The organism is Ottowia cancrivicina, from assembly GCF_029813755.1.
GTDB lineage: Bacteria > Pseudomonadota > Gammaproteobacteria > Burkholderiales > Burkholderiaceae_C > Ottowia > Ottowia massiliensis.
Window position 1 is genome coordinate 1 of sequence record NZ_JARVII010000069.1, and the last position, 1255, is coordinate 1255.

The 1255-nt window shown below is 46.1% G+C and carries 2 protein-coding genes; both read right to left on the reverse strand.

Annotation, left to right across the window (positions count from 1 at the left end; translation table 11 throughout):
- Positions 1 to 173: 173 nt before the first annotated feature.
- Positions 174 to 395 carry a hypothetical protein gene (locus QB898_RS13040; protein WP_279525294.1) on the reverse strand — a complete coding sequence of 74 codons (222 nt, stop codon included), beginning with the start codon at positions 393 to 395 and terminating at the stop codon, positions 174 to 176.
- An 8-nt stretch (positions 396 to 403) separates the two neighbouring features.
- Positions 404 to 1255, reverse strand: an 852-nt coding sequence (locus QB898_RS13045) for an RHS repeat domain-containing protein (protein ID WP_279525295.1), incomplete at its 5' end; no start/stop codon positions are given.

The window sequence follows — 1255 nt, forward strand, 5'->3', positions numbered from 1 at the left end:
GAGGTGGCCCAGCGCGTTGTAGCTGGCGCTGACTTGTTCGGTTTGGCTTTGCTGCGCGGGGGCGTTTTCGTCGAGCGCCCGGGGGTATTGCAGCAACTGGTTGGCTTCGTTGTAGGTCCACGCTCCGGCCTGGTGGGCGCTGCTCAGGCGGTTGCCTGCGGCGTCGTAAATGCTTAATTTGACTTGTCATTTTTAGATTTGGCAGAATATTTCATATTAAACACCTCTAATGCAACCATTATAAAAAAATAAATGGAAAAATAAAATATCACTTTTGCACCTTGTGGCATATCCAGTATCCAAGCCACCAATGAGATACCCCAGAGAATTAACACCAACTCCGAGCCACTTTTTACTCTTTTTTTGGATTCATAAGTTTTTTGTTCATCTTTCATGAAATCACCTAACATGAGCAGTTCATTAACAATGCAGTCGGAGACGCCCCATAGATTCCTCCAATATTGGCTTTAAGCATATATTCAACAAACAGTCTTGCATTTGTACTTCCATTCATCCAGCTATTAAACCCAGCCGTTAATGGTAAATAGTTGAATCCAGCATTAATAATCCCAATATCAATATTCTTGGCCCGTTGAGGAATAAGCCAGTGATGCAGGCTTTGATTATTAGCGTCGAGCCAACGTTTACCATGACCTGCTGCTTTGCTCCAACTATCCCTGACAGATCCCCATTGCCGATTATCAAATTTCAACCTTTTGAATCCTCTCATAAAGCTAATACGCAAGCCTCCTTTTTTCCCCATTTGATATATGGCATTGCGACCCAAATGCGCTCCCCCAAACACAATATTCATAGTTACTGCCGCTCCCTCCCCCATCCTATATGAAGAAGAGCAATAATTAATCGATCCAATATTTGCTGTCGTTCTAATAAAACGAGTCACTCCAAAAGACAATGAATCTCCAAATCCAGCTGAAAAATCCACCAGACCTTGCGGCAATGGTGGCATACTGCTCCATCCAAACAGTCCATAAGGGTCATAATAAACCAACGGATTCCCATAGGCATACTGGTAAACATTCATTCCCCCGAATATGCCCAACGGATCCGCCTGCACATACCTGCCAATGCCCGGCGCATAGTCCCGGTTCCAGTTCTGGTGCAGCCCCGTTTCCGCATCAAAGTACTGGCCTGGCAGCCTCAGGTTGATTTGCGCCGTCGAAGCATGGTCTATCCGCGCCTTGCCAAAGGCTTCATATCTGGCTTTCCACGTCGTCTCGCCCGCCTTGTTCAG